Source organism: Leisingera sp. (assembly GCF_034669605.1).
Taxonomy (GTDB): Bacteria; Pseudomonadota; Alphaproteobacteria; order Rhodobacterales; family Rhodobacteraceae; genus Leisingera.
The window spans coordinates 11,480-29,399 of the sequence record NZ_JAXMOX010000031.1; the positions used below are offsets into that span (position 1 = coordinate 11,480).

The window sequence follows — 17,920 nt, forward strand, 5'->3', positions numbered from 1 at the left end:
TATCCTCAGATGCTCAGCGCTTCGTTCACGAGGGCTGCTTGTTGGGCTTTGTGCTGGCTGGCCAGACCGGTTGCAGGAGAGGCCGAGGTGGCGCGCCCGGCATAGACCGGCCTTGTGTGCTTGGCGCCGATCCGGGTCAGCACCCATTCGATGTTGGGTTCGATGAAGGTCCAGGCGCCCTGGTTCTTGGGCTCTTCCTGGCACCAGACCATTTCCGCCTGCTTGAAGCGTTCCAGCTCCTTCACCATCGAGATCGCCGGGAACGGGTAGAACTGTTCGACCCGCATCAGGTAAATGTCATCGATGCCGCGGGCGTCGCGTTCTTCCAAGAGGTCGTAGTAGACCTTGCCCGAGCACATGACGACGCGCTTGATCTTGTCATCCGCCACCAGCCGGGTGTCCGAATTGCCTTTTTGCGCATCATCCCACAGCACCCTGTGGAAGCTGGAGCCGGTGGTGAAATCCTCGGCGCTGGAGACTGCCAGCTTGTGGCGCAGCAGCGATTTCGGGGTCATCATGATCAGCGGCTTGCGGAAGGTGCGGTGCAGCTGGCGGCGCAGGATGTGGAAATAGTTCGCGGGCGTGGTGCAGTTGGCCACGATCCAGTTGTCCTGGCCGCACATCTGCAGGAAGCGTTCCAGCCGGGCAGAGGAATGCTCGGGGCCCTGGCCCTCGAAGCCATGCGGCAGCAGGCAGACCAGGCCCGACATCCGCAGCCATTTGCTTTCGCCGGAGGAAATGAACTGGTCGAACATGATCTGCGCGCCGTTGGCGAAATCACCGAACTGGGCCTCCCACAGGGTGAGGGCGTTGGGTTCGGCCAGCGAATAGCCGTATTCAAACCCCAGCACCGCGTATTCCGACAGCGCCGAGTCGATCACGTCGAATTGCGACTGGCCGGCGCGGATGTTGTTGAGCGGATAGTAGCGCTCCTCGGTCTCCTGGTTGACGATGCCGGAATGGCGCTGCGAGAAGGTGCCGCGGGTGGCGTCCTGGCCCGCCAGGCGCACCGGGTAGCCCTCCAGCAGCAGCGAGCCGAATGCCAGCGCCTCGCCGGTCGCCCAGTCAAAGCCCTGGCCGGTTTCAAACATCTTGCCGCGGGCATTCAGGAACCGGCCGACGGTGCGGTGCATCGGGAAGCCGTCCGGCACCCGGCTGAGCGAAGCGCCGATTTCGGACAGGGTTTCCGGCGGGATCGCGGTGCGGCCGCGCTGGTAGTCGGCGTCTTTCTTGTCCAGATGCGACCAGCGCCCGTCCAGCCAGTCGGCCTTGTTGGGTTTGTAATTCTTGCCGGTCTCGAACTCCTCGTTGAGATGCGCCTGAAAGGCGGCCTTCATGTCCTCGATCTCGCCCTCGGGGATCAGGCCGTCCTTGACCAGCCGGTCTGTGTAGAGCGTCAGCGTGGTCTTGTGGCCCTTGATCTTCTTGTACATCAACGGGTTGGTGAACATCGGCTCGTCGCCTTCGTTGTGACCGAAGCGGCGGTAGCAGAAGATGTCGAGCACCACATCCTTGTGGAACTTCTGGCGGAATTCGGTGGCGACGCGGGCGGCGTGGACCACCGCCTCCGGGTCGTCGCCGTTGACGTGGAAAATCGGCGCCTCAACCACCAGCGCATTGTCGGTGGGATAGGGGGAGGAGCGCGAGAAATGCGGTGCTGTGGTGAAGCCGATCTGGTTGTTCACCACGATGTGCATGGTGCCGCCCGCCTTGTGGCCGCGCAGGCCGGAGAGGGCAAAACATTCCGCCACCACGCCCTGGCCGGCAAAGGCCGCATCGCCGTGCAGCAGGATCGGCAGCACCTGGCTGCGGTCCGTGTCGCCCAGCTGGTCCTGCTTGGCGCGGGCCTTGCCCAGAACCACCGGGTTCACCGCCTCGAGGTGCGAAGGGTTGGCGGTGAGGCTGAGGTGGACGGTGTTGCCATCAAAGGAGCGGTCGGAGGAGGCGCCGAGGTGGTATTTCACATCACCGGAGCCATCCACGTCCTCGGGCTTGAAGCTGCCGCCCTGGAATTCGTTGAAGATGGCGCGGTAGGGTTTCTGCATCACATTGGCCAGCACCGACAGGCGGCCGCGGTGCGGCATGCCGATCACGATGTCGCGCACCCCCAGCGCGCCGCCGCGCTTGATGATCTGCTCCATCGCCGGAATGAGGCTCTCACCGCCATCCAGGCCGAACCGCTTGGTGCCGGTGTATTTGACGTGCAGGAATTTCTCGAACCCTTCGGCCTCGACCATCTTGTTGAGGATCGCCTTGCGGCCTTCGCGGGTAAAGGTGATTTCCTTGTCGTAGCCCTCGATCCGCTCTTTCAGCCAGGCGGATTGCGCGGGGTCGGAGATGTGCATGTACTGCAGCGCAAAGGTGCCGCAATAGGTGCGTTTCACGATCTCGACAATCTGGCGCATGGTGGCGACCTGCAGTCCCAGAACGTTGTCGATAAAGATCGGCCGGTCCATGTCGGCATCGGTGAAACCATAGGATTTCGGATCCAGCTCCGGAAGCGCCGTGGCGGCATGCATGCCCAGCGGGTCCAGGTCCGCTGCCAGATGGCCGCGGATCCGGTAGGCGCGGATCAGCATCAGAGCCCGGATCGAGTCAAGAACGGCGCGCTGCACCTGATCGTCAGTGACCTCAACGCCCTTGGCGGAAGCCTTCTCCTTGATCTTCCTGCTTGCGCCCTTGGCCTCGGCCGGGGCCGGCCATTCGCCGGTCAGCGCGCCGGTGATGTCATCTGCGGGCGCGGGCGGCCAGTCATTGCGCGCCCAGGAGGGGCCCTGCGCCTCGGCCTTCACGTCCAGTTCGGCGTCGCCCATCTGGCGGAAGAACTCGGCCCAGGCGGCATCCACCGCATTCGGGTCATTGGCGTATTGGGCATAAAGCTGCTCCAGATACTCTGCGTTGTGCCCCTGCATGAAAGAGGAGGCGCGGAAGAGATCGTTTGGGCTTTGTTCGGTCATTTGGGTGCCTCTTGCAGGTTAGGACCGTATTCAACTTGGCCTTGGGCCAATCCCGGCAGCGTGTTCTGCACGGGTTTCAAAACAACGAAGTTACCATGGAACCTCGCGGCCAAGCCGGTTCTGCAAACCGTCTTGGCGGCGGTGTCCCGAAATTTCCTGCCGGTGACGCGCAACAGGCTGCCCGGCGGAGACCGCCGGGCAGCGCCTGCCCTGATATGTGACGGGCAGGCGAGGCCATTTACTTGCCGATTGCTTTCAGAACCGCTTCGCCCAGGCCGGCCGGGCTTTCGGCGACCACGATGCCTGCGGATTTCATCGCTTCGATCTTGTCCTCGGCGCCGCCCTTGCCGCCGGCGACAATCGCGCCCGCGTGGCCCATGCGGCGGCCCGGAGGGGCGGTGCGGCCGGCAATGAAGCCTGCAACCGGCTTCTTGCGGCCCTTCTTGGCTTCATCCGCCAGGAACTGCGCGGCCTCTTCCTCGGCGGAGCCGCCGATTTCGCCGATCATGATGATGCTTTCGGTTTCGTCATCACCCAGGAACCATTCCAGCACGTCGATATGCTCGGTGCCCTTGATCGGGTCGCCGCCGATGCCGACGCAGGTCGACTGGCCGAGGCCTACATCGGTGGTCTGCTTTACCGCCTCATAGGTCAGGGTGCCGGAGCGCGACACAACACCGACGGAGCCGCGGCGGTGGATGTGGCCGGGCATGATGCCGATCTTGCAGGCGTCGGGGGTGATCACGCCGGGGCAGTTCGGGCCGATCAGGATCGAGCTGGAGTTCTCCAGCGCCCGCTTGACCCGCATCATGTCCAGCACCGGGATGCCTTCGGTGATGCAGACGATCACTTCCATTTCCGCGTCGATCGCCTCGAGGATCGAATCTGCGGCAAAGGGCGGCGGCACGTAGATGACAGAGGCATTGGCCTCGGTCACATGCTTGGCTTCATGCACGGAGTTGAACACCGGCAGGCCCAGATGTTCCATGCCGCCTTTGCCGGGGGTGACACCGCCGACCATTTTGGTGCCATAGGCGATGGCCTGTTCAGAGTGGAAAGTGCCCTGCGAGCCGGTGAAGCCCTGACAGATAACTTTGGTGTTTTCGTCGATGAGGACTGCCATGATGTCGGTTCCTTCAAGCGGTATGTGTCTGTTGGTTCTGCGGGGTGGCCAATGAACGGCCGTCGAAGCGGATTTTTTCGAGGGTGGCCCGCCCCAGGACCACACTGGGAAAGACTCTGAAGCCGCCGCGGAATTCATAGATCCCGCGCCGGAGTTTCTGGCGGATCAGCAGCCAGCCCCTGGGGCGGTGGCGCGCCGGCCCGATGGCGTGTTCGTCCGGCGCCTCGTTGCCCTGTTCGGCAAGGGCCGGCTGGACCTGATAAACCTTGATGGCGCGCGCCGGCAGCGAGGCATCAAAGTTGAACAGGAGGTTGTCCAGGGTGATGTCGAACGGGCGGCTGTCCAGAAGGTGCTGTGCCGCCCGGCGCGAGATCGCATATGCGGCGCCGCCTGCGTGGCGGGACAGCATCTGGCGCACCTCGCGGCCCATATGGCTGACGCCATCCTTGCCAAGCGCGACCTGCAGCCGCGTCGCCCGCCAGCGTTCAAACTTGACGATGCCGGCATCCTGCGGCCACCAGGACAGGTCCTGCAGCCAGGCGCCGGTGTCGGGCGACAGAAAGACGTCATCCTCCAGGATCAGCGCCACATCGGCATCCGATCCCAGAAACGCCTCCCAGGCCCTGGCATGGCTGAGGGTGCAGGCCATGTCCTTGGTCTGGAAATAGCCCCAGTTGCCCTCGGATTTGCATTGCTGCAGCATTTCCCCGCGGCTGACCCGGGTGCTGTCCACCGCATTGATGCGCACAGCCGAAAGCCCGGCCTGATTCAGCTCGCGCTGCATCAGCTCCGCCCGGCCCGTCGCCTGCTGCAGGCCTATGAGGTAGACAGCCGCCTTCACCGGTTCTGTCCCTTAGCCCTTTACCGCTTTCACGATCTTCTCGGCGCCGTCTTTCAGGTTGTCGGCGGCGATCACATCGAGACCGGAGGTGTTGATGATCTCCTTGCCTTTTTCGACATTGGTGCCCTCAAGGCGGACCACCAGCGGCACTTTCAGGCCGACTTCCTTCACCGCGGCAACCACGCCCTCGGCGATGACGTCGCAGCGCATGATGCCGCCGAAGATGTTCACCAGGATGCCTTTGACCTGCGGGTCGGAGGTGATGATCTTGAACGCCTCGGTCACTTTTTCCTTGGTGGCGCCACCGCCCACGTCGAGGAAGTTGGCCGGCTCGGCCCCGTACAGTTTGATGATGTCCATGGTGGCCATCGCCAGGCCTGCGCCGTTCACCATGCAGCCGATCTCACCGTCCAGCGCGATGTAGTTCAGGTCGTATTTGGAGGCTTCCAGCTCTTTCGGGTCTTCCTCGGTGGTGTCGCGCAGCTCGGCCACATCGGCGTGGCGGTAGACCGCGTTGCCGTCAAAGCCGACCTTGGCGTCCAGCACCTTGAGGCTGCCGTCGTCCGCCACGATCAGCGGGTTGATCTCCAGCATCTCCATGTCCTTGTCGACGAAGGCTTGATACAGCTGGCCCATCAGTTTGACGCATTGTTTCACCTGGGCGCCTTTCAGGCCGAGCGAGAAGGCGATGCGGCGGCCGTGGTAGGCCTGGTAACCGGTGGCCGGATCAACGCTGAACGACAGGATCTTCTCCGGAGTGGCCGCAGCGACTTCCTCGATGTCCATGCCGCCCTCGGTCGAGCAGACAAAGGAAATGCGCGAGGTCTGGCGGTCGACCAGCAGCGCCAGGTACAGCTCGGTTTCGATACCGGAGCCGGCCTCGATATAGATGCGGTTCACCTGCTTGCCGGCCGGGCCGGTCTGATGGGTGACCAGGGTGCGGCCCAGCATCTTCTTGGCTTCCTCGGCGGCTTCCTCGACCGATTTGGTCAGGCGCACGCCGCCCTTTTCACCGGCATCCGCTTCCTTGAAGGAGCCCTTGCCGCGGCCGCCTGCGTGGATCTGTGCCTTGACCACCCACAGCGGGCCGTCGAGTTCACCGGCGGCGGTTTTGGCATCTTCGGCTTTCAGCACCACGCGTCCGTCGGACACCGGAGCACCGTAGCTGCGAAGAAGGGCTTTTGCCTGATATTCGTGGATGTTCATCTGAAACTGTCCCGTCTGGCTGCAATTGTCTGTTGTTAATAGGCCGTCTTAAGGCCAAGTGTTAAAGGCTTATTTGACAGGGCGCGGGGAAATGGCGAAGATTTTCAGGTTTTGTGATCACGGATTTTGGGGGTGTGATCACAAATTTTCGGAAGCTTCACGGTGGTGATTCGAGCCTGGCGGCATTGGGCCGCCAGCGCCGTATCACAAACCAAAAGCGTCAAGCGCCGGAGCCGGGACGCCGCGGCAAAAGAAAAGGGTCCGCCGAAGCGGACCCCCTGATGAGCGCAAGGCTGGATGGCTCAGGCCAGCGTGCCGTCGATGCCTTTGCAAGCCTCGACCAGGCCTTTCACGGCATTGACCGAGTTGTCGAACATGACCTGCTCTTCCTCGTTCAGCTGGATGTTCACGACCTTCTCGATGCCGCCGGCGCCGATTACGGTGGGCACGCCCACATACATGCCCTTCACGCCCAGCTCGCCGTCGCAATAGGCCGCGCAGGGCAGCACGCGCTTCTGGTCTTTAAGATAGGCTTCGGCCATTTCGATGGCGCTGGTGGCCGGCGCATAGAAGGCAGAACCGGTTTTCAGCAGGCCGACGATTTCCGCGCCGCCGTCACGGGTGCGCTGCAGGATCGCGTCCAGGCGTTCCTGAGTGGTCCAGCCCATCTTGACCAGATCGGGCAGCGGGATGCCGGCCACTGTGGAATAGCGCACCGAGGGCACCATGGTGTCGCCATGGCCGCCCAGCACAAATGCGGTGACGTCCTTCATCGAGACGTTGAATTCCTCGGCCAGGAAGTGGCGGAAGCGGGCGGAGTCCAGCACCCCGGCCATGCCGCAGACCTTGTTCGCGGGCAGGCCCGAGAATTGCTGCAGCGCCCAGACCATCGCGTCCAGCGGGTTGGTGATGCAGATCACGAAGGCGTCCGGCGCGTGGTCGCGGATGCCTTCGCCGACGGATTTCATCACCTTGAGGTTGATGCCCAGCAGGTCATCGCGGCTCATGCCCGGCTTGCGCGGCACACCTGCGGTGACGATGCAGACATCGGCGCCTGCGATGTCCTCGTAAGACTGGGTGCCTTTGAGGCTGGCGTCGAAGCCTTCGGAGGGACCGGATTGTGCGATGTCCAGCGCCTTGCCTTCGGGGGTGCCTTCGGCGATGTCAAAGAGCACGACGTCGCCGAGTTCCTTGAGGGCTGCGAGATGTGCGAGGGTGCCGCCGATCTGACCTGCGCCGATGAGGGCGATTTTGGGTCGTGCCATTGGGAATGTCTCCGGTCCGGTTGAAATTTCCTGATGCCTACGGCGTAACGCTCCGCCGTGCAAGGGTTCCGCGCTGCGGCAAAGGGTTCGGTATACTTGTGTATGCTGCGCTGCTATCGCTAAAGGGCGTGTAATTCAGGGCTTTCGAGGGCGGGCAATGGCGGCATTTGATGCGATGTTTTTCGTTTTTGCCATTCCGGCGGTCGTTTTTGCGGGCGTGTCCAAGGGCGGTTTCGGATCCGGCGCCGCCTTTGCCTCGGCGGCGATTCTGGCGCTGGTGATTGACCCGGGCGCAGCATTGGCGCTGATGCTGCCGCTGTTGATGCTGATCGATCTGGCTTCGCTGAAACCCTATTGGGGGCGCTGGAACCTGCGCGCTTCGCTGCTGCTGATTGGCGGCGGCTTGCCCGGCGTGGCGCTGGGGGCCTGGCTGTATGCGGCGGTGGATGACGATGCGATGCGGGTGCTGATCGGAGCTGTGGCGGTCGGGTTTGTGCTGTGGCGGATGCGCGGCCGTTTTGGAGTAAGCGTATCCGCCGGAGCCCCGCTTTCCTCCGGGGCGGGGGCGCTGGCCGGGCTGGCGGTGGGATTTACCAGTTTTGTCAGCCATGCGGGCGGGCCGCCGGCTGCGGTTTACCTCCTCAGCCTGCAGTTGCGGAAGACCGAGTATCAGGCCAGCACCGTGCTGATTTTCTGGGTTATCAATCTCGCCAAGGCGGTGCCATATGCCGGGTTGGGGCTGTTTACACGTGAAACACTGATGCTGGATCTGATGCTGGCGCCCTTTGCCCTGCTTGGCGCCTGGCTGGGGGTGAAGCTGCATCACAGGATGCCGGAGCGTGTGTTTTTTGCGCTGACCTATCTGCTTCTGACCGCCACCGGCAGCAAGCTGATTTGGGACGGGTTGACCTGATACCTGCATCGGAGGCGGCCCGCCGGGGCGTCCCCGGCCGCTGTCACCACAGCCTGGAAACCTGCCTCGATCGCTGCTCAGGCGTCGCTGCCGGTGTCCGGCAGTGCTTCTGCGAGCACTTCATAAGACTGGCCCGACGCCACCAGGCAGGTCATGCCGTTCGGCGTGGTGACTGTAATGGTCCAGCTGCCGGTCTCGCCGGAGGCAAAGGTTTCCATCACCATGCCTTTCTGGCCCACGCCGATGCTTTGACGGCTTTCACCGTATTTTTCCGCCAGCCGTTTGATCACCACGTCGCGCGGGGCGCAGTTGCGGCTTTGCGCGGTGGCAGGTGCAGCAGCCAGAGCCAGGGCGGCGAGGGCTGCCGGGAGTGCGAAGAATGAGTTTTTCATCTCGTTTTACCCTTTCCGGAACGGCCGGACTGAACCGGGAGCCAGATGGCAGCCCCCGGTATCCCCCTTCGGGCCGGTGTGTAACGCAGTTCGAAATGCAGGCCCCATGCCTGCGGGCATCAGGTGCGGCCTGGGGCGGCGGCAGGGATCCTGTGCCTTGGTGCCCACTAGTTTGCCAACCAGATGCTGAAAAGGGGTTAACCCTGCGGGCGCCTGAAAATCACAAATTATATCAGCACCTTGCTGCATATGCGGGGAAAGTTACGCTGCGGTGCGGCGGAATTGTACTTGAAAGTATACAGTCGAAACTGTACCGATTTACGCAACAAAATAACTTTAGGAGTGGCCATATGGACCCGCGCACGCGTCCTTACCGTTCGGTTCTGTACATCCCCGGCTCCAAGCCACGGGCGCTGGAAAAGGCCAAGACTCTGCCGGTGGACGCGGTGATCTTCGATCTTGAAGATGCGGTATCGGTGGATGAAAAACCCAATGCCCGCGCAACCTTGACGCAGGCACTGGCGGCCGGCGGTTTCGGCGCGCGGATGAAGATCGTGCGGATCAACGGTCTGGACACCGAATGGGGGCGCGACGACGCCATCGCCGCCGCCCGTATGGCGTGCGACGCGATTCTGCTGCCCAAGGTGAATGCGCCTGCGGATCTGGACGCGCTGGCGGAAATCACCGGCGATATCCCGCTGTGGGCGATGATGGAAACCCCGCGGGGCATGCTGAATGCCGCTGCCATCGCTGCGCACCCCAAGCTGCAGGGCATGGTGATGGGCACCAATGACCTGGCCAAGGAGCTGCAGACCCGTTTCCGCCCCGACCGGCTGCCGATGATGGCCGGTCTGGGTCTGTGCCTGCTGGCCGCCAAGGCCGAAGGGCTGGTGATCGTCGATGGTGTCTATAACGCCTTCAAAGACGTCGAGGGCCTGGCCGCGGAATGCGCGCAGGGCCGCGACATGGGATTTGACGGCAAGACCCTGATCCACCCGGCGCAGGTGGAGGTGGCCAATGGGGCCTTTGCCCCGACCGAACGCGAAATCGAGACCGCCCGCCGCCAGATCGCCGCATTTGAAGAGGCCCAGGCCGCAGGACAGGGTGTTGCCGTGGTCGGTGGCAGGATAGTCGAGAACCTGCATGCGGCGACGGCGCGCGAAATCCTCGCAAAAGCGGATGCAATCGCCGCGCTTTCCGCATAGGTGTTAATCAGCTTAACATTTGAGAGGGGCTGAAATGGCGCTTTTGATCCTGGGACTTCTGCTGTGGTGGGGCGGCCACCTGTTCAAACGGCTGGCGCCGGAGGCGCGCGCCGCGATGGGCAATGGCGGCCGCGGCGCGGTGGCGCTGGTGCTGGCGGCCGGCGTGGTGCTGATGGTGCTGGGCTACCGCAGCACCGGGTTCACCCATGTCTGGGCGCCGCCGTCCTTCATGGTGCATATCAACAACCTGATGGTGCTGATCGCGATCTACATGATGAGCCCGGCGCCGAAGAAAGGCGCGCTGCTGAATGGGATGCGCCATCCGATGCTGGCGGGCTTCAAGCTGTGGGCCGCGGCGCATCTTCTGGTCAACGGCGACCTCGCCTCGATCATCCTGTTCGGCGGGCTGCTGGCCTGGGCGGTTGCGCAAGTCATCGTGATCAACCGCACGGAACCGGCATGGCAGCCGCGGCCCAAAGGCTCCATCGCCAAGGATGCGATGTTCTTTGCCGCTTCGATTGTTCTGATGGGGGTGATCGGCTACCTCCACGGGATGATCGGGCCGTCGCCCTTTCCAGGATAGGATACCATGAAACTCTACCGATTTTTGTCCGAGGACGACACCTCTGCCTTTTGCCACAAGGTTACCGACGCGCTGAACAAGGGCTGGGAGCTGCACGGCAGCCCGACCCAGACCTTTGATCCTGTGAAGGGGGTCATGCGCTGCGGCCAGGCCGTGGTGAAGGAGGCGGACGGAACCTACACGCCTGAGACCAAACTGGGAGAACACTGATGGCCAAGACCAATCCGGCCAAGACAAATCCGGGAAGATTTTTCGAGGATTACACTGTCGGCGAGGTGATCCGCCACGCGGTGCCGCGCACGGTGTCGGGCGGCGAACGGGCGCTCTATCATGCGCTCTATCCGGCACGCCATGCGCTGTATTCTTCGGATGAATTTGCCCGGGCCGCTGGTCTGCCTGCGGCGCCGCTGGATGATCTGGCGGCGTTCCATGTGGTGTTCGGCAAGACCGTGCCGGACATCTCGCTGAATGCGCTGGCGAATCTCGGTTATGCTGAAGGCCGCTGGCTGCTGCCGGTCTATCCCGGCGACACCCTGCGCTCCGAATCCGAGGTGATCGGGCTTAAGCAGAACTCCAACGGCAAATCCGGCGTGGTCTATGTGCGCACCCGCGGGCTGAACCAGCGCGATGAATGCGTGATGGAATATGTGCGCTGGGTGATGGTGCGCAAGCGCGATCTTGACGCGCCCGCGCCCGAGACGGTGATCCCTGAGCTGAACAAGGTGATCCCGGCGGAGCAGCTGGCGGTCCCGGCAGGGCTGGATTTCAGCACTTACGATTTCACCCTGGCCGGCGAGCCGCACCGCTGGGGCGATTACGCGGTGGGCGAGACCATCGACCATGTGGATGGCGTCACCATCGAGGAAGCCGAGCACATGCTGGCGACCCGCCTGTGGCAGAACACCGCCAAGGTGCATTTCGACAACACCGCGCGCCCCGATGGCACCAGGCTGATCTATGGCGGCCATGTGATCTCGATGGCGCGGACGCTGTCGTTCAACGGGCTGGCCAATGCGCAGATGATTGTGGGCCTGAATGGCGGAGCCCATGCCAACCCCTGCCTGTCCGGCCTGACCGTGCGGGCCTGGTCCGAAGTGCTGGACAAGGCCGACACGTCTGCGCCCGGCGTCGGTGCAATCCGGCTGCGGCTGGTGGCGACCAAGGGCGGCGCGCCGTTTGAACTGAAGGGCGAGGATGGCAAGTATCTGCCGGATGTTCTGCTGGATCTCGATTACTGGGCCTTGATGCCCAAGTAACGGGGCAGGGGGTGCTGCCCCCTCGCAGGCGCTGCCTGCTCACCCCCGGAGTATTTCTGACCAGAAAGACGCAGCGCGAATATCGCGGCGGGCAGAAATGTGATGACCCGCCGCGGATTTGCTGCCTAAGCTGGCGGCATGCGGGTTTTGCAGTTTCTGGTTCTCTTTACGCTTTCCCTCTGGCCGCTGCGGACAGCGGCCTGCGATTTGGCATTGGTGCTGGCGGTGGATGTGTCCGGCTCGGTGGATGCCGATGAGTACCGGGTGCAGATGGACGGGCTGGCGGAGGGGCTGCGCGACGGGGTTGTGTCCGAGGCGCTGGTCAAGGCGCGCGCGCAAGTGCTTTTGGTGCAATGGTCCGGTGAGTCCCGGCAGGAGGTGACGCTGCCTTGGGCGCCTGTCCGCAGTTTCGCCGATGTGGAAGCGCTTGCCCGGCAAATCGAACAGGCGCCGCGGCCCTGGCGCAACTATTCCACCGCAGTGGGGGAGGCGCTGTTGCTGGCGCTGGATCAGTTCTCCGCGGTTCCGGACTGCAGGCGCAGGGTGATCGACATCTCCGGCGACGGGTTTTCCAACGAAGGTGTCGAGCCGCGCGCCGCGCATGGGGCGCTGTCAGCCCTCGGTGTGACCGTGAATGCCATCGCCATCGAACAGAGCGAACCGGACCTGACGGCCTATTTCTATGAAAATGTGATCCGCGGCGACGGGGCATTTGTGGTCACCGCTGCCAGCTTTGACGACTACCCCGCACGGATCCGCAAAAAGCTGGTGCGGGAGGTCGCAAGGCAGACAGCTGCGCTGCCGCTTGAGGCAGACAGGAGGGGGCAGGCTTTGCAGTGATTTGCAGAGTGCCTTGTGATTCTGCAAAAAATTTTCAATCCGCGGATTTGTGATCACTAATTATTTGCTGTGATCACAAGTTGTGCCCTGTTAGCGCCAACAGGGCAATTTCACGTGTTTTTTAACACATCCTTCGGGTGACACGACGTAAAAATCGGCTAAAACGTCGTCAGCCAACCTGAAAAGGAGCCAATATGGCCGATGTCAATCGGGGCAACCGCCCGCTTTCGCCGCATTTGCAGGTCTACCGGCCGCAGCTGACCTCTGTGACGTCGATCCTGACGCGGATCACCGGCAACGCGCTGGTCGTCTCGGCGCTGCTGATTGCCTGGTGGTTCCTGGCCGCTGCCACCTCGCCTGAATATTTTGCCACCGCCAACGGCGTGCTGACCAGCTGGTTCGGCGACCTGGTGATGACCCTGTCGGCGCTGGGGCTGTGGTATCACACGCTGGCGGGCATCCGGCACCTGATCTGGGACAATGGGTATATGCTGGAACTGGATCAGGCCGAGAAGCTGGGCTGGTTTGTGATCACGGGTTCGGCGGTTCTGACCGTTCTGACCATTATTATCGTCTAAGCTGGGGACATAACGCGATGCGATATCTGACTGACCGCAAGCGCGCCGTTGGCATGGGCGCTGCAAAATCCGGAACCAGCCATCACTGGTCGATGCAGGTGAGCTCGATTGCTCTCCTGATCCTGGTGCCGCTGTTTGTCTTCACCTTCGGCCCGGCGCTGGGCGGATCCTATGAAGAGATCACCGCCTATTATGCGCGTCCGTTCCCGGCACTTGTGGCGGCGCTGACGATCTGGGTCGGCATGATGCACTTCAAATCCGGCGCCCAGATCATGATCGAGGATTACGTGCACGGCGTCAAAGGCCGCCTGACGATCATCCTGGTCAACTGCCTGTCCTATGCTGTCGCCGCGACCAGCGCCTATGCGCTGATCCGCCTGGCCCTGTAACTCCCCGAGGTTTCCATCAATGGCTGCTTACGAATACGAAACACATGAATATGACGTGGTCGTGGTTGGCGCCGGCGGGGCCGGCCTCCGCGCGACGCTGGGCATGGCCGAGCAGGGCTTGCGCACTGCCTGCGTGACCAAAGTGTTCCCGACCCGCTCCCACACCGTGTCGGCGCAGGGCGGCATTGCCGCCTCGCTGGGCAACATGGGGCCGGACAGCTGGCAGTGGCATATGTATGACACCGTCAAGGGTTCCGACTGGCTGGGCGACACCGACGCGATGGAGTACCTGGCCCGCGAAGCCCCCAAAGCGGTCTATGAGCTGGAGCATTACGGCGTGCCGTTCTCGCGTACTGAGGAGGGCAAGATCTACCAGCGCCCGTTCGGCGGCCACACCACCGAATTCGGCGAAGGCCCGGCGGTGCAGCGCACCTGCGCCGCCGCCGACCGCACCGGCCACGCGATCCTGCACACGCTGTATGGACAGAGCCTCAAGAACAACGCGGAATTCTATATCGAGTATTTCGCCATCGACCTGATCATGTCCGAGGACGGGCAGTGCCAGGGCGTGGTCTGCTGGAAGCTGGATGACGGCACCATGCATGTCTTCAACGCCAAGATGGTGGTGCTGGCAACCGGCGGTTACGGCCGGGCCTATTTCTCGGCCACTTCGGCGCATACCTGCACCGGCGACGGCGGCGGCATGGTGGCGCGCGCTGGCCTGGCGCTGCAGGACATGGAGTTCGTGCAATTCCACCCGACCGGCATCTACGGCTCCGGCTGCCTGATTACCGAGGGCGCGCGCGGCGAGGGCGGCTACCTGACCAACTCCGAAGGCGAACGCTTCATGGAGCGTTATGCCCCCCAGTACAAAGACCTGGCGCCGCGCGACTATGTCAGCCGCTCGATGACCATGGAAATCCGCGAAGGCCGCGGTGTGGGGGCTGAGGGCGACCATATTCACCTGAACCTCAATCACCTGCCGCCCGAGGCGCTGGCGGAACGGCTGCCGGGCATTTCCGAGTCGGCCAAGATCTTTGCCGGTGTGGATGTCACCAAAGAGCCGATCCCGGTTCTGCCCACCGTGCACTACAACATGGGCGGCATCCCGACCAACTATTGGGGCGAGGTGTTGAATCCGACCGAAGACAACCCGACCGGTGTTGTGCCGGGCCTGATGGCGGTGGGCGAGGCGGGCTGCGCCTCGGTGCATGGGGCCAACCGCCTGGGCTCCAACTCTTTGATCGACCTGGTGGTCTTCGGCCGCGCCTCGGCCATCCGCGCAGGCAAGGTTGTGGATCCAGAGGCGGCGAACCCTGTGCTGAACACGGCGTCCGTGGACAAGGCGTTCGACCGCTTTGACAGCCTGCGCAACGCCAAGGGCGGCATCCCGACCGCGGATCTGCGGCTGGAGATGCAGCGCACCATGCAGGCGGATGCGGCGGTGTTCCGCACCGACAAGACCCTGAAAGAGGGTCTCGGGAAGATGACTGCCATTGCGGCCAAGCTGGACGATCTGGCGGTGACCGACCGGTCGCTGGTGTGGAACTCCGACCTGATGGAGACACTGGAGCTGACCAATCTGATGCCCAACGCGCTGGCCACCATCGTAGGCGCAGAGGCCCGCAAGGAAAGCCGCGGCGCCCATGCGCATGAGGATTACGCAACCCGCGACGACGAGAACTGGCGCGTCCACACCGTCTCCCGCGTGGAGGGCAGCAAGGTGGAGCTCAGCTACCGCCCGGTGATTACCGACCCGCTGTCGACCGAAGACGAAGGCGGCATCAGCCTCAAGAAAATCGCGCCCAAGGCGCGGACGTTCTAAGGAGACAGATCATGGTACAATTCAGCCTCCCCAAGAACTCGCGGATGACCACCGGCAAAACCTGGCCCAAGCCGGAGGGTGCCGCCAATGTGCGCAAGTTCAAGATCTACCGCTGGAACCCGGACGACGGCGAGAACCCGCGGGTTGATACCTATTTCCTGGATATGGACAGTTGCGGCCCGATGGTGCTGGACGCGCTGATCAAGATCAAGAACGAGATTGATCCGACGCTGACCTTCCGCCGTTCCTGCCGCGAAGGGATCTGCGGGTCCTGCGCAATGAACATCGACGGCATCAACACGCTGGCCTGTATCTATGGCATGGACGAGATCAAGGGCGATGTGGCGATCTATCCGCTGCCGCATATGCCGGTGATCAAGGACCTGATCCCGGATCTGACGCATTTCTATGCTCAGCATGCGTCGATCATGCCCTGGCTGGAAACCAAGACCAACCGCCCCGCGAAAGAGTGGAAGCAGTCGATCGAGGACCGCAAGAAGCTGGACGGGCTTTATGAATGCGTGATGTGCGCCAGCTGCTCGACCTCCTGTCCCAGCTACTGGTGGAACGGCGACCGCTACCTCGGCCCCGCGGCGCTGCTGCACGCCTACCGCTGGATCATTGACAGCCGCGACGAGGCCACACCGGAGCGCCTGGACCAGCTGGAAGATCCGTTCAAGCTGTACCGCTGCCACACCATCATGAACTGCGCCAAGACCTGCCCCAAGGGTTTGAACCCGGCCAAGGCGATTTCACATATCAAGCAAATGATGGTCGAGCGCAGCGTTTGAGCGCAGCAGGGCTGATCCGCGAGGATCCGCCGTCTTGCGGCGATGAAAATTGCACCGCCCCCGGTTTCCTGCGAAACCGGGGGTATTGTTTTTCCCCAAGCAGGCGGCGGGCCAATTATGAAAACCATCTTTGCGGCCATGGCGGCCCTAAGCCTTCTTTCAGGCTGCCTGTCGGCGGCGGACAATGACCGCTTGGGGGCACAGCTTGCTGCCACCGATGCCCGCATCCCCGGATGTATCGAAGCGGCAGGCATCACCGGCCAGTACCGGGTGCGGACTGAATTCCTCGGCCATGGCGCCGGGGCGACAGTCTTGCGGACCGTGCAGGCCGGGCCAACCGTGACAGACGGGCAGGCCGCGCAGGCAACCTCCTGCATCAACACCTGACGTAAACCGGTTGAGCTGCGGTGCCAGCCGCTATAGGCTGCCGGGATGCAACCTCATGTTTTTGCCATTCTTTTAGCCGGGTTTGCCGGTCTCGCTATGCCGCTGGGCGGATTCCTTGCCTGGTGCGAGCATATCCGCAACCCGATGCTCCGGGACGAGCTGCTGCACAGCATCGGCGCCTTTGGCGGCGGGGCGCTGGCCTCTGCGGTGGCGCTGGTGCTGGTGCCGGAAGCGGCGGAGGTCCTGCCGCCGGTGCTTGCCGTGGTGTTGTTTGCAGGGGGCGGGGGGGTGTTCTTTGCGGCAGATGCCATGTTGCAAAAGCACGGCGGCAGCGGGGCGCTGCTGCTGGCGATGCTGCTGGATTTCCTGCCCGAGGCAATGGCGCTGGGGGCGATGCTGGTGGCGGATGCTGCCACTGCCAGGCTGCTGGCACTGATGATCTTTCTGCAAAACCTGCCCGAGGGTTTTGCTGCCTTCCGCGAGATCTGGCGCGGCCGCAGCCCGGCCTGGCATGTGCTGCTGGCTTTTCTGGGGCTGTCCGCACTGGGGCCGGTCTGCGCACTGGCAGGGCTCGTCTGGCTGGCCGACGCCCGCGCAGCACTGGGGGCGATCATGATCTTCGCCGCCGGCGGAATTCTCTATCTGCTGTTTCAGGATATTGCGCCCAAGGCCCATTCCAGCCGCAGCAGCGTGCCGGCGCTGGGTGCGGTTGCGGGTTTTGCGCTGGGGCTGGCCGGCGACCTTCTGACCGGCTGAGACTGGCCGCCAGGGTTTGCAATGCAGTTCCTGCATGACGCCCTTGCACGATTATCTGCTGCAGCGGATTTGGCCAGCGCTTATCTGTCTGCGCAAGGGAGGCTCGTGCCAGACTATGGAGGCAACCCGATGGACACCGTGACCCCGAAAAAGAAACAGGCCGCACAAGATGCGCTGGATGCGCTGGAGCAAGCCTTTGCCTATTCCGCTCCGGAACCGCTGCCGGCGGGCAAGCAGGCTGATCCCGGCGATTGGCTGATCGAATACTATCAGGCGGCCTGAGGATCCTGGCAGTTGAGGCTGCGGCAGCGGCAGCGTAGACAAGGGCCATGCCCCTGTTGCTGCTGCTTCTCCTTGCCGCTGTGTCCGGCTATTTCCTGTGGCGCCGCAATGCCACCGGCCTGACCCGCAATTGCCGCTGGCGCCAGCAGCGTGCCCAGGGGCAATGGCACTGCAGCTATTGCGGCGCGGTTGCGCCGGGCGGTGAGGCGCCGCGCATCTGCCGCAATCCGCAACGCAAGCCCTGACGGAACGCTCCCGCGCCCGCAGGCGCACCGGCTTTGCCGGAACGCCTTCCGTGCGGCCTTGGGCCCGGCACTGCGCCTGGGCGCAG

At 63.2% G+C, this 17,920-nt stretch carries 20 protein-coding genes; 14 read left to right on the forward strand and 6 right to left on the reverse strand.

The genetic code is table 11. The features are described from left to right. Positions 1 to 5: 5 nt before the first annotated feature. From VOI29_RS05875 to mdh, 5 genes are all read right to left on the reverse strand, one after another. Positions 6 to 2,957, reverse strand: a complete 2,952-nt coding sequence (locus VOI29_RS05875; RefSeq protein WP_323776721.1) for a 2-oxoglutarate dehydrogenase E1 component — start codon at positions 2,955 to 2,957, stop codon at positions 6 to 8. Between the two features lie 238 nt (positions 2,958 to 3,195). After that, on the reverse strand, positions 3,196 to 4,080 hold the full coding sequence (gene sucD / locus VOI29_RS05880; RefSeq protein WP_323776723.1) for a succinate--CoA ligase subunit alpha: 885 nt from the start codon (positions 4,078 to 4,080) through the stop codon (positions 3,196 to 3,198). 13 nt (positions 4,081 to 4,093) lie between these two features. Beyond that, positions 4,094 to 4,921: a glycosyltransferase family 25 protein gene (locus VOI29_RS05885; RefSeq protein ID WP_323776725.1), complete on the reverse strand. Its 828-nt coding sequence runs from the start codon at positions 4,919 to 4,921 to the stop codon at positions 4,094 to 4,096. 12 nt (positions 4,922 to 4,933) lie between these two features. Continuing rightward, a complete protein-coding gene (sucC, locus tag VOI29_RS05890; RefSeq protein ID WP_024088969.1) occupies positions 4,934 to 6,127 on the reverse strand; it encodes an ADP-forming succinate--CoA ligase subunit beta in 1,194 nt (397 codons plus the stop codon). Between the two features lie 302 nt (positions 6,128 to 6,429). Then, positions 6,430 to 7,392: a malate dehydrogenase gene (mdh, locus tag VOI29_RS05895; protein WP_024088970.1), complete on the reverse strand. Its 963-nt coding sequence runs from the start codon at positions 7,390 to 7,392 to the stop codon at positions 6,430 to 6,432. A 157-nt stretch (positions 7,393 to 7,549) separates the two neighbouring features. On the opposite strand from mdh, the gene VOI29_RS05900 reads away from it, so the two are divergent. Beyond that, complete coding sequence (locus VOI29_RS05900; protein ID WP_323776728.1) at positions 7,550 to 8,305, forward strand: sulfite exporter TauE/SafE family protein; 756 nt, start codon at positions 7,550 to 7,552, stop codon at positions 8,303 to 8,305. Between the two features lie 77 nt (positions 8,306 to 8,382). Here the strand turns inward: VOI29_RS05900 and VOI29_RS05905 are convergent, their stop codons facing one another. Continuing rightward, entirely contained in the window at positions 8,383 to 8,697 is a 315-nt protein-coding gene (locus tag VOI29_RS05905; RefSeq protein WP_323776730.1) for a hypothetical protein, read from the reverse strand. Between the two features lie 350 nt (positions 8,698 to 9,047). On the opposite strand from VOI29_RS05905, the gene VOI29_RS05910 reads away from it, so the two are divergent. From VOI29_RS05910 to VOI29_RS05970, 13 genes are all read left to right on the forward strand, one after another. After that, entirely contained in the window at positions 9,048 to 9,902 is an 855-nt protein-coding gene (locus VOI29_RS05910; RefSeq protein WP_323776732.1) for a CoA ester lyase, read from the forward strand. Between the two features lie 34 nt (positions 9,903 to 9,936). Beyond that, the gene (locus tag VOI29_RS05915) at positions 9,937 to 10,485 is read left to right on the forward strand and encodes an NnrU family protein (RefSeq protein WP_323776734.1); all 549 of its coding nucleotides are present in this window, start codon (positions 9,937 to 9,939) and stop codon (positions 10,483 to 10,485) included. Positions 10,486 to 10,491: 6 nt separating this feature from the next. Continuing rightward, on the forward strand, positions 10,492 to 10,695 hold the full coding sequence (locus VOI29_RS05920; RefSeq protein ID WP_323776736.1) for a DUF1737 domain-containing protein: 204 nt from the start codon (positions 10,492 to 10,494) through the stop codon (positions 10,693 to 10,695). Further along, entirely contained in the window at positions 10,695 to 11,741 is a 1,047-nt protein-coding gene (locus VOI29_RS05925) for a MaoC family dehydratase (RefSeq protein WP_323776738.1), read from the forward strand. Before VOI29_RS05920 ends, VOI29_RS05925 begins: the two co-directional genes overlap by 1 nt. A 138-nt stretch (positions 11,742 to 11,879) precedes the next feature. Continuing rightward, positions 11,880 to 12,581: a DUF1194 domain-containing protein gene (locus VOI29_RS05930; protein WP_323776740.1), complete on the forward strand. Its 702-nt coding sequence runs from the start codon at positions 11,880 to 11,882 to the stop codon at positions 12,579 to 12,581. Positions 12,582 to 12,775: 194 nt separating this feature from the next. Beyond that, positions 12,776 to 13,159 (forward strand): succinate dehydrogenase, cytochrome b556 subunit, encoded by a 384-nt coding sequence (sdhC, locus tag VOI29_RS05935; RefSeq protein ID WP_323776742.1) that lies wholly within the window; start codon positions 12,776 to 12,778, stop codon positions 13,157 to 13,159. 17 nt (positions 13,160 to 13,176) lie between these two features. Then, positions 13,177 to 13,548 (forward strand): succinate dehydrogenase, hydrophobic membrane anchor protein, encoded by a 372-nt coding sequence (gene sdhD / locus VOI29_RS05940; RefSeq protein WP_024088980.1) that lies wholly within the window; start codon positions 13,177 to 13,179, stop codon positions 13,546 to 13,548. Positions 13,549 to 13,567: 19 nt separating this feature from the next. Continuing rightward, positions 13,568 to 15,373, forward strand: a complete 1,806-nt coding sequence (gene sdhA / locus VOI29_RS05945; protein ID WP_323776744.1) for a succinate dehydrogenase flavoprotein subunit — start codon at positions 13,568 to 13,570, stop codon at positions 15,371 to 15,373. An 11-nt stretch (positions 15,374 to 15,384) separates the two neighbouring features. After that, positions 15,385 to 16,164, forward strand: a complete 780-nt coding sequence (locus tag VOI29_RS05950) for a succinate dehydrogenase iron-sulfur subunit (RefSeq protein WP_323776746.1) — start codon at positions 15,385 to 15,387, stop codon at positions 16,162 to 16,164. 117 nt (positions 16,165 to 16,281) lie between these two features. Beyond that, positions 16,282 to 16,551 (forward strand): hypothetical protein, encoded by a 270-nt coding sequence (locus tag VOI29_RS05955; protein ID WP_323776747.1) that lies wholly within the window; start codon positions 16,282 to 16,284, stop codon positions 16,549 to 16,551. Positions 16,552 to 16,596: 45 nt separating this feature from the next. Further along, the gene (locus VOI29_RS05960) at positions 16,597 to 17,307 is read left to right on the forward strand and encodes a divalent cation transporter (RefSeq protein ID WP_323776749.1); all 711 of its coding nucleotides are present in this window, start codon (positions 16,597 to 16,599) and stop codon (positions 17,305 to 17,307) included. A 105-nt stretch (positions 17,308 to 17,412) separates the two neighbouring features. Beyond that, on the forward strand, positions 17,413 to 17,589 hold the full coding sequence (locus tag VOI29_RS05965) for a hypothetical protein (RefSeq protein ID WP_323776751.1): 177 nt from the start codon (positions 17,413 to 17,415) through the stop codon (positions 17,587 to 17,589). A 47-nt stretch (positions 17,590 to 17,636) separates the two neighbouring features. Further along, positions 17,637 to 17,834, forward strand: coding sequence for a hypothetical protein (locus VOI29_RS05970; RefSeq protein WP_323776752.1), 198 nt, complete (start codon positions 17,637 to 17,639; stop codon positions 17,832 to 17,834). Positions 17,835 to 17,920 lie beyond the last annotated feature (86 nt).

Bases quoted from the DNA above. Each gene is read 5' to 3' on its own strand.
- VOI29_RS05875 (WP_323776721.1), bottom strand. From the start codon at position 2,957: ATGACCGAACAAAGCCCAAACGATCTCTTCCGCGCCTCCTCTTTCATG.
- sucD (WP_323776723.1), bottom strand. From the start codon at position 4,080: ATGGCAGTCCTCATCGACGAAAACACCAAAGTTATCTGTCAGGGCTTC.
- sucC (WP_024088969.1), bottom strand. From the start codon at position 6,127: ATGAACATCCACGAATATCAGGCAAAAGCCCTTCTTCGCAGCTACGGT.
- mdh (WP_024088970.1), bottom strand. From the start codon at position 7,392: ATGGCACGACCCAAAATCGCCCTCATCGGCGCAGGTCAGATCGGCGGC.
- VOI29_RS05900 (WP_323776728.1), top strand. From the start codon at position 7,550: ATGGCGGCATTTGATGCGATGTTTTTCGTTTTTGCCATTCCGGCGGTC.
- VOI29_RS05905 (WP_323776730.1), bottom strand. From the start codon at position 8,697: ATGAAAAACTCATTCTTCGCACTCCCGGCAGCCCTCGCCGCCCTGGCT.
- VOI29_RS05910 (WP_323776732.1), top strand. From the start codon at position 9,048: ATGGACCCGCGCACGCGTCCTTACCGTTCGGTTCTGTACATCCCCGGC.
- VOI29_RS05915 (WP_323776734.1), top strand. From the start codon at position 9,937: ATGGCGCTTTTGATCCTGGGACTTCTGCTGTGGTGGGGCGGCCACCTG.
- VOI29_RS05920 (WP_323776736.1), top strand. From the start codon at position 10,492: ATGAAACTCTACCGATTTTTGTCCGAGGACGACACCTCTGCCTTTTGC.
- VOI29_RS05925 (WP_323776738.1), top strand. From the start codon at position 10,695: ATGGCCAAGACCAATCCGGCCAAGACAAATCCGGGAAGATTTTTCGAG.
- VOI29_RS05930 (WP_323776740.1), top strand. From the start codon at position 11,880: ATGCGGGTTTTGCAGTTTCTGGTTCTCTTTACGCTTTCCCTCTGGCCG.
- sdhC (WP_323776742.1), top strand. From the start codon at position 12,776: ATGGCCGATGTCAATCGGGGCAACCGCCCGCTTTCGCCGCATTTGCAG.
- sdhD (WP_024088980.1), top strand. From the start codon at position 13,177: ATGCGATATCTGACTGACCGCAAGCGCGCCGTTGGCATGGGCGCTGCA.
- sdhA (WP_323776744.1), top strand. From the start codon at position 13,568: ATGGCTGCTTACGAATACGAAACACATGAATATGACGTGGTCGTGGTT.
- VOI29_RS05950 (WP_323776746.1), top strand. From the start codon at position 15,385: ATGGTACAATTCAGCCTCCCCAAGAACTCGCGGATGACCACCGGCAAA.
- VOI29_RS05955 (WP_323776747.1), top strand. From the start codon at position 16,282: ATGAAAACCATCTTTGCGGCCATGGCGGCCCTAAGCCTTCTTTCAGGC.
- VOI29_RS05960 (WP_323776749.1), top strand. From the start codon at position 16,597: ATGCAACCTCATGTTTTTGCCATTCTTTTAGCCGGGTTTGCCGGTCTC.
- VOI29_RS05970 (WP_323776752.1), top strand. From the start codon at position 17,637: ATGCCCCTGTTGCTGCTGCTTCTCCTTGCCGCTGTGTCCGGCTATTTC.